At 32.0% G+C, this 6,816-nt stretch carries 7 protein-coding genes and 1 pseudogene; 4 read left to right on the top strand and 4 right to left on the bottom strand.

The genetic code is table 11. The annotated features are described in order from the left end of the window. Window positions 1-194: 194 nt before the first annotated feature. The gene (locus tag F8154_RS01740; protein ID WP_192930109.1) at window positions 195-590 is read left to right on the top strand and encodes a hypothetical protein; all 396 of its coding nucleotides are present in this window, start codon (window positions 195-197) and stop codon (window positions 588-590) included. A gap of 342 nt (window positions 591-932) precedes the next feature. Here F8154_RS01740 and F8154_RS01735 read toward each other — a convergent pair whose 3' ends face one another. Continuing rightward, window positions 933-1,649, bottom strand: a complete 717-nt coding sequence (locus F8154_RS01735; RefSeq protein ID WP_151859864.1) for a hypothetical protein — start codon at window positions 1,647-1,649, stop codon at window positions 933-935. A 517-nt stretch (window positions 1,650-2,166) separates the two neighbouring features. Further along, window positions 2,167-2,394 (bottom strand): transposase, encoded by a 228-nt coding sequence (locus F8154_RS01730; RefSeq protein WP_151859863.1) that lies wholly within the window; start codon window positions 2,392-2,394, stop codon window positions 2,167-2,169. A gap of 117 nt (window positions 2,395-2,511) precedes the next feature. Here F8154_RS01730 and F8154_RS15325 point away from each other — a divergent pair. Together F8154_RS15325 and F8154_RS01725 are read left to right on the top strand one after the other, a co-directional pair. Then, window positions 2,512-2,720 (top strand): annotated as a pseudogene (locus F8154_RS15325) (IS982 family transposase); the annotation flags it as partial. Between the two features lie 250 nt (window positions 2,721-2,970). Beyond that, on the top strand, window positions 2,971-3,852 hold the full coding sequence (locus F8154_RS01725) for a hypothetical protein (protein WP_151859862.1): 882 nt from the start codon (window positions 2,971-2,973) through the stop codon (window positions 3,850-3,852). A 164-nt stretch (window positions 3,853-4,016) separates the two neighbouring features. Here the strand turns inward: F8154_RS01725 and F8154_RS15280 are convergent, their stop codons facing one another. Both F8154_RS15280 and F8154_RS15275 read right to left on the bottom strand, forming a co-directional pair. After that, window positions 4,017-5,039: an NTTRR-F1 domain gene (locus tag F8154_RS15280; RefSeq protein ID WP_207706800.1), complete on the bottom strand. Its 1,023-nt coding sequence runs from the start codon at window positions 5,037-5,039 to the stop codon at window positions 4,017-4,019. Window positions 5,040-5,114: 75 nt separating this feature from the next. After that, a complete protein-coding gene (locus F8154_RS15275) occupies window positions 5,115-5,492 on the bottom strand; it encodes a DUF3880 domain-containing protein (protein WP_207706799.1) in 378 nt (125 codons plus the stop codon). A gap of 261 nt (window positions 5,493-5,753) precedes the next feature. Between F8154_RS15275 and F8154_RS01710 the strand changes: the two genes are divergently transcribed. Continuing rightward, window positions 5,754-6,767, top strand: a complete 1,014-nt coding sequence (locus F8154_RS01710) for a deoxyguanosinetriphosphate triphosphohydrolase (RefSeq protein ID WP_151859861.1) — start codon at window positions 5,754-5,756, stop codon at window positions 6,765-6,767. The last annotated feature ends 49 nt before the right edge of the window (window positions 6,768-6,816 follow it).

Below are 6,816 nucleotides of genomic sequence, written 5' to 3'. Positions count from 1 at the left end.
TTACGCAGTCTGACGGTTCTTTTGTTTCGTTAAAGAACCGTCCCTGCGTTTATTTATAATATATTGAAAATGGAGGACTAAAGTAAATGATAAAAAAACATTTATATTCGTTAATTTTTATAATAGTTTTGATTTTTTCTCTATCAGCATGCTCTAACACAGAACAGAAAAATAATGATAAAAATTTAATTGACTTGATTTCAGAGCAACCAGACTCAAATACTGCTTATTGGTATGTTGTAAGTAATGACTCTTTTATCCTCAAACAAGATATAGAAGAGCTAATTGATATTTTATCTTTAGAAACATGGAAACCAACTAATGAAGTCGTGAATGATAAACTGTCAAGAGATATTGTAATCAACTTTAACAAGTTCCCTGAAGGGAAAGATGAGCAAAACTTTGATTACAATATGGGTACATTTGTTACTAATCAACTGACAATATCAAAGGAGAATCAGATGGTTTTTGATGGACATTCAAATGGAGATACAGTATATTCACTAGACTCTGACATAATAAATGCTATACAGCTTTTTATTGAGACTAAAGCAATAAGTAAAGAAGCATTAGTTGAAAAAATGAACTAAATTAGAAACGCAGGGACGTTTCTAAAATAACAATGCCTTTACCCACATGCTGGAGAAATAAAATCAAAGAAAGCAGTTCCAAAGATTAGTGAATATTATCCAGACAACATTCAAGGTAATAAAACTTCATTAAACTATGAACTAATTATTAAATTATTTGAAACTGTAGGTGAGTTAGCAAAGGAGATAGAAATATCATATTGGAAAAGGCATGGAAAATGTATTAAGTTTTAGGGGACCAGAATTACATCAGTTAACAGCAGGGATTTCGCAAGGGGTTCGGCATATTTACTATGTTATCGCCTTTCTCAATATTATTATGCCTATCTCTATTGTGTCTAACTAATCGAGTGTAATTTGATTATTAATAGCTTCAATTAAATCGTATATTTTCTCTTTTTCTTCAAGTGTAACTTGCAATTCTAATGTATTGAGTGGACTGCTATAATTGTGTCGTATTTTAGTATCTTTTATAAGTAGCTGTAAGATATAACGTCTTTCATTTTTTTTGTTTATACTAGGTTCTACCAATTTCACAGACTGAAAATCATTCCATTTAAACATTTTACCGGCTGCATACAATCTATTTTCACATATAAAAGCTTTCTGTAGTCCTTGGTAAATAAAATAAATGATAATAAATAAAAGAGAATTAGATACAATGAAAAGTACTAAATAATCATTGTATCTAATTAAAGAAGTTGCTTCATTAATCACGCCTGTATAGAGAAATTGGTGGATTAAATTTCTTATATTATTTACCCAAAGCAATTCATACCATTTATTTACATACTCAGGAGCTAATATATTATGGATGTTTAAAATTTGAGGTATAAAAACCCTTATCAGTATTACTAAATAGAAAAGAAAACTAACGAAAGCCCAGGCTAAACTAAATCTATTGTGCAAGGGCACACGCATAACTACTTCATGAGCTATTGTTTTTCTTTCGTCTTTGTTTCTCTTAATTATAATACTGATTATAATACCAACTAAAATCGGAACAGCATAGTAAACATAAGTTGTTACGACGGACGTCAAATTGTAAATTAAATTCATAGATATTCCTCCTTGTTATTTCAATTCTATAATGTTTGTGAGCACAATAAAATTCTTGGACTTTACTATATATTATCACCATTTTAACGGTCATTGCTTTTTGTTTCTGCATTGCTGAAGGGTCCTCTATTTCAATCTAGTAGCTATTGCCTATATTTTTGCTTGTGTGCTTCCATGCATAGAGAAAAATATGCTGCTTATTAATTAAAAATCCTCAACTAGAGAAAAGGGCTGTAGGTTAACAAAGTATAAAGAATTAATATTTCATTGTTTCGTATCTAGCTTCAAAAGTGCTAAAAATGTTATACAATTAAAGAAACAGTTCAGGGCTTCCTTGATGAAGATCAAGTAGTTTAATTAAACTTGTAAACTGGTGTATATACTAACTTACCTGTTGTACTAGTAAAAATTTACAAATAGAAGAACCCCAGCGAGTCTTTAACATCATCTATATAGATCCCCTTACGTTTACAATAAGCTGCTAATTCTTCCTCTGTATGGGTGCAAGTTTCAAGTACTATACGAATTTATCTTCTGAGGTCCACTTGCTAGGATGTTTACTGGTAGTTGCAGTAACATGTTGTTTTTCCTTCTTAACTTTAGAATTAACATATTGGTATATGGTGGTTCTAGGAATACCGATTTCTTCAGCTATGCTCTGTATTGATACATTGGAGGATTCTATTCTCTGTAGAATCGACTCTTTAAACTCTTTGGTGTAGTGATTATTCTTATTTTTAGTCATATCAATTCTCCTTAGATTATTGTCGTATTTTCATTATACATTTTTTTCTATACGACAACTATCCTAACATATAAGGTCATTGATAACCACGACGAAATCAAGATAGGAGGATAACATATGCTGGAGCTCACTAAGAAATATTCTACCAAAGAAATTGGTGATTTAAAAGGCTTTATTACACCTATGTCTTAATTGACGATATTTATCATGAAATTATTCCAACACATATTGAAAAACGTAGAAATATCAACGAGTATATTCTAAGTGATAGTGAAAAAATTACCATTAGTATTGTTGGTGAACTACTCACTATTGACTCTGAAAAGGTGTAGTTAGGATTTTGACGGAAACGCAGGGACGGTTCTTTTGTTTCGTTTTACTACATATGATATAATAAACCAAAGTAAAGAAGAGTGGTACCATAAGCTAAGGTAAACAATAAAAAAGTGCTTAACTTGTCTTTATCATGTAATGCTCTAGAGTGCAAATAGGCAAGTTTGGATAAGAGAGCGTAACGAAACAAAAGAACCGTCCCTGCGTTTCTCGTTTCTGTAAAAAGGAAGAGGAGTGACCACTATGAAAAATAAAGCTATTTTTATATTAGGCATAATAATTACTTGTTTTATTATTACAGGCTGTATGGGGGACACAAAGGAAAAGTATAACTCCATTGGTCTGCCTAGCTTCAAAGAATATCAAAGCTTAACAGAATCAGAAAGAGCGATTATAATAGATAAAACAAATCATATACCTATAGAGGATGTAGTTAATTATTTTACAATAAAAATAGAGAACTATGCCAATAGTAAAGAGCTAATAGATATAAATAGTTTAAGTATTCATAAAGACAACTTATTGATGGACCAACATCAAAACAAAAAATTGTTTAATAATATATTTATAAGCTTGGAATTATCAATTAATACAAATAATATGACTAGGGAAGAAGCAGAAGGCATAGCCTCTAAAATGAAGGAGGAAATTGTTGATATATGTATTAATAATGATACTTATGGTTTCCTAAAAATAAATACATTTAATATCAGATTTATAGATCATAAGAACATGGCAAAGTTTGGATATGTTACTGGAAGTAAATTAATAGAGCCCCTTTCAACTATTGAGCAAACTAATGAGGAATTAGAAACTCAAACAATAGCATACAATTTTGCCAATTCATATGAAGATTTTTCCTTAAAAAGATTTGGGATTATAGACAAAGAAAAAGAACTATATATAGAGATTGCCATTTACGATATATGTGATGTAGATAATCAAAAGGAAGTTTTAGATAGTTTAAATAACTTAAGTGACTCTTTGTATAACAAAATAATGTCAAACATAAAATCTACACAATATATTCAAAGCAACAATGTTGATATAGTTACTACTTCCTTTTACCTACCGTGGCATGAAGAGGATTTTGTTAAATATAGCTATGAAGTAAAAAATAATTAACACAAAATTATGTGGATGGAGGTACAGAAACGCAGGGACGGTTTTTGGTGCAACGAAACAAAAGAACCGTCCCTGCGTTTCATACGGTTCTTGGTGCAACGAAACAAAAGAACCGTCCCTGCGTTTCAACAAAATATTCTGAACACCCACTTATACTGGCTTAATTAAAGCTCAGCCTCCTTAAAGGCAAAGTTTGAGCCCAGAACAGGAACACTGTTTTTACTACTTATTTTATTGATGATGATTAATGCATATGAAGAATTTTCAGGTGCTTCAATTGTATATCCCCAGTATGGAAACCATTTACCCTCCCTAACATCCTCTAAATCAGAGGCAAACAATGAAGCATATAGACCAATTTTCAGTAATTTACTTTCTTTAGAATAAAACTGGACTAAAATATTCACTGGGGCACCTTCCCCACTACCCAATTTAGCAAAGGCACCTCTAATTAAATAGCTTTTTAAAGGAGTAACCGCCACAGACTGTTGAATATATGAGTTATTTTCACCACCTAAAAATTCAACAGAATAAGAGCCATTATGGCAATAAGATTTATTAATGAAGGAGTTATACAATGTCCATGTGGCATTGGGATCTATTCTAAAATCTCCATTTGTTAGTAAATTATTAGAATTAATATTAACTGTTCTAGTCATATGTTTTTTATACTGATACTGAATTTCTGGCCATATCTCCTGCAATGTATGCTGATATGCAAACTTTTCCCTAGCTAAGCCTTCTCCCTTTTTGGCAATTTTTATTCTTTCCTCCTGATGCTTCAAATAATACTCCACCAAATGTAGGGTTTCTGCCGGTGATTTAGATACTACACAGTTAACACCAGGCTGTAGCTTTTGTCGGGCTGCCTGTGTATCAGAGGTCAACAAAAAACCACCACAGGACAAAATATCATAGGTTCTATTACTCAGCTGCTGGTTACAGGTTTGCACACTTATACAAATTTTTGCAGAGCTATAGCAGCTTGGTGTATCAGAAAAGGGTACCATACCCTGTAGTATATGGGGGCTAGGCTTATTTACGGTATAAAACTGGTCTATGTTTTCCCAGTCTCGTCCCCATATCTTAAAATCATAGCTTTGATTAAATAAAGGTATTACTAGATCATAAATACTTTTGTACCGAATTTCTCCAAGAAAAAAGTTTCCATTAGCTACAACTGCCACATCACAAGCATATTTAGAATTAATAGGTAGGCTTTTATGGAAGGATGAGTTACTACCAACGTCAAAATAACTAGATTAAATACCCATCTCTTCATACAAAGGAATACATTGGTGACTTCTTGTAAGGACGAAGGAGGGCTTCAAGGCATTACAATATCTCTTTGACCACCTTTCAAAGTGGAGCCAATCCTCCTCTGCAAAGTATACATGGAATAAATCATGCTTTTTAAAAATACTTCCAATAGATTCTAAAGTGCTATTTTGTGAAGCTTTATAATGCCATACATCCCACCCCATATCCATTACTAAATCAGGACTAAATTGTGTTATTGTATTTTCTAAAAGCTTTAAGTCAAACTCCCCTAAAAATAAGACATCATGTCCTAGCTCCTTTAGGGCCATACCCAGTGAATTACGAAAAACATCTAAAGACATTAATGCAAGTATTTTCACTTTATAACCTCCCGCAATATTTTGTAGCTCCGTTGAGATAAGCTTTGCTAATCTATTACTATACACTTTATTTTATGATTTATATAACGTAATGTTAACATTGTGGCAAACCTAATATTTTGAACAGCTGTAGCAGTGTATAAAATTCTGACAATTGTAAACAGTATTAAATGGAGAAAAAATGTTCGGTCTAATGAAAAGGATTTTAAGCTTTAAAAGCGTATATATTATATAACGCTGTATATGAAAGGTTGAATAATTATGAGTGTAAATTTTAGAAGGATGACAGAAGAGCTTGAAGAAAAATATCTATCACCCTTTGCTCAGTTAAGTCAAAATAGTAGAGGCAGATTAAGGGAGGAAATAGAATGTGATGTTAGAACAGCTTATCAGAGAGATAGAGATCGTATAATACATTCTAAATCCTTTCGTGCCCTTAAGGAAAAAACACAGGTTTTTATAGTGAAGGATGATTTTTTCCGTACAAGGTTAAGTCATACCCTTGAAACCAGTCAAATAGCCAGAACAATTGCAAGAGCATTAAAAATTAATGAAGATTTGGTTGAAGCCATTGCTTTGGGACACGATTTAGGACACACCTGCTTTGGTCATAGTGGAGAAGAGGTGTTGCATAAAATTACTGGAGATTTTAAGCATAACCACCAAAGCTTAAGGATAGTAGACGAGTTGGAGTCTGATGGTAAAGGTCTAAATCTTACCTATGAAGTAAGGGACGGGATTTTAAATCATACAGGAGAGAAACTACCAATTACCCTAGAGGGTAAACTGGTTAAACTAATAGACACTATAACTTACCTATGTCATGATATTCAAGATAGTATAAGTGCTGGTATTTTACAAAAAGAGAATATACCAAATAGCTTTATTGAAGTGTTGGGTGATACCCATAGTAAAAGAATTAACACCTTTGTAATGGATGTTATTGAAGAAACATCAAAGCAACTAAAGGCAGGCAATGAAGTTAAAATATATCAGAGTAATAGAATTACTGATATAACTAAACAGCTTAGGGAGTTTATGTTTAAAAGCGTGTATAATGGTGATATTTGCTTAAAGGAAAAGGAAAAAGCAACCTTTATAGTAAAAACCCTTTTTAATTATTTTAAGGAGAACCCAGATAGAATGCCTGTAGAATACTATCAAAGACTACAGAAGGATTCTTTAGAAAGAGCTATTACAGACTGTATTGCAGGTTCAACTGATTCCTATGCAATAAAGCTATTTCAGCAGATTTTTGTACCATCACCTGGTTGATTAATTAAATAATAAATATTCAGAATTTATTTTTTTTAGTCTATGGGGA

Source organism: Alkaliphilus pronyensis, assembly GCF_009017275.1.
Lineage (GTDB): Bacteria > Bacillota > Clostridia > Peptostreptococcales > Natronincolaceae > Alkaliphilus_C > Alkaliphilus_C pronyensis.
This window is presented reverse-complemented; position numbering and strand designations above follow the sequence as displayed.

Coding starts and splice junctions, on each gene's coding strand:
- F8154_RS01735 (WP_151859864.1), bottom strand. CDS start 1,649: ATGAATTTAATTTACAATTTGACGTCCGTCGTAACAACTTATGTTTAC.
- F8154_RS01730 (WP_151859863.1), bottom strand. CDS start 2,394: ATGACTAAAAATAAGAATAATCACTACACCAAAGAGTTTAAAGAGTCG.
- F8154_RS01725 (WP_151859862.1), top strand. CDS start 2,971: ATGAAAAATAAAGCTATTTTTATATTAGGCATAATAATTACTTGTTTT.
- F8154_RS01710 (WP_151859861.1), top strand. CDS start 5,754: ATGAGTGTAAATTTTAGAAGGATGACAGAAGAGCTTGAAGAAAAATAT.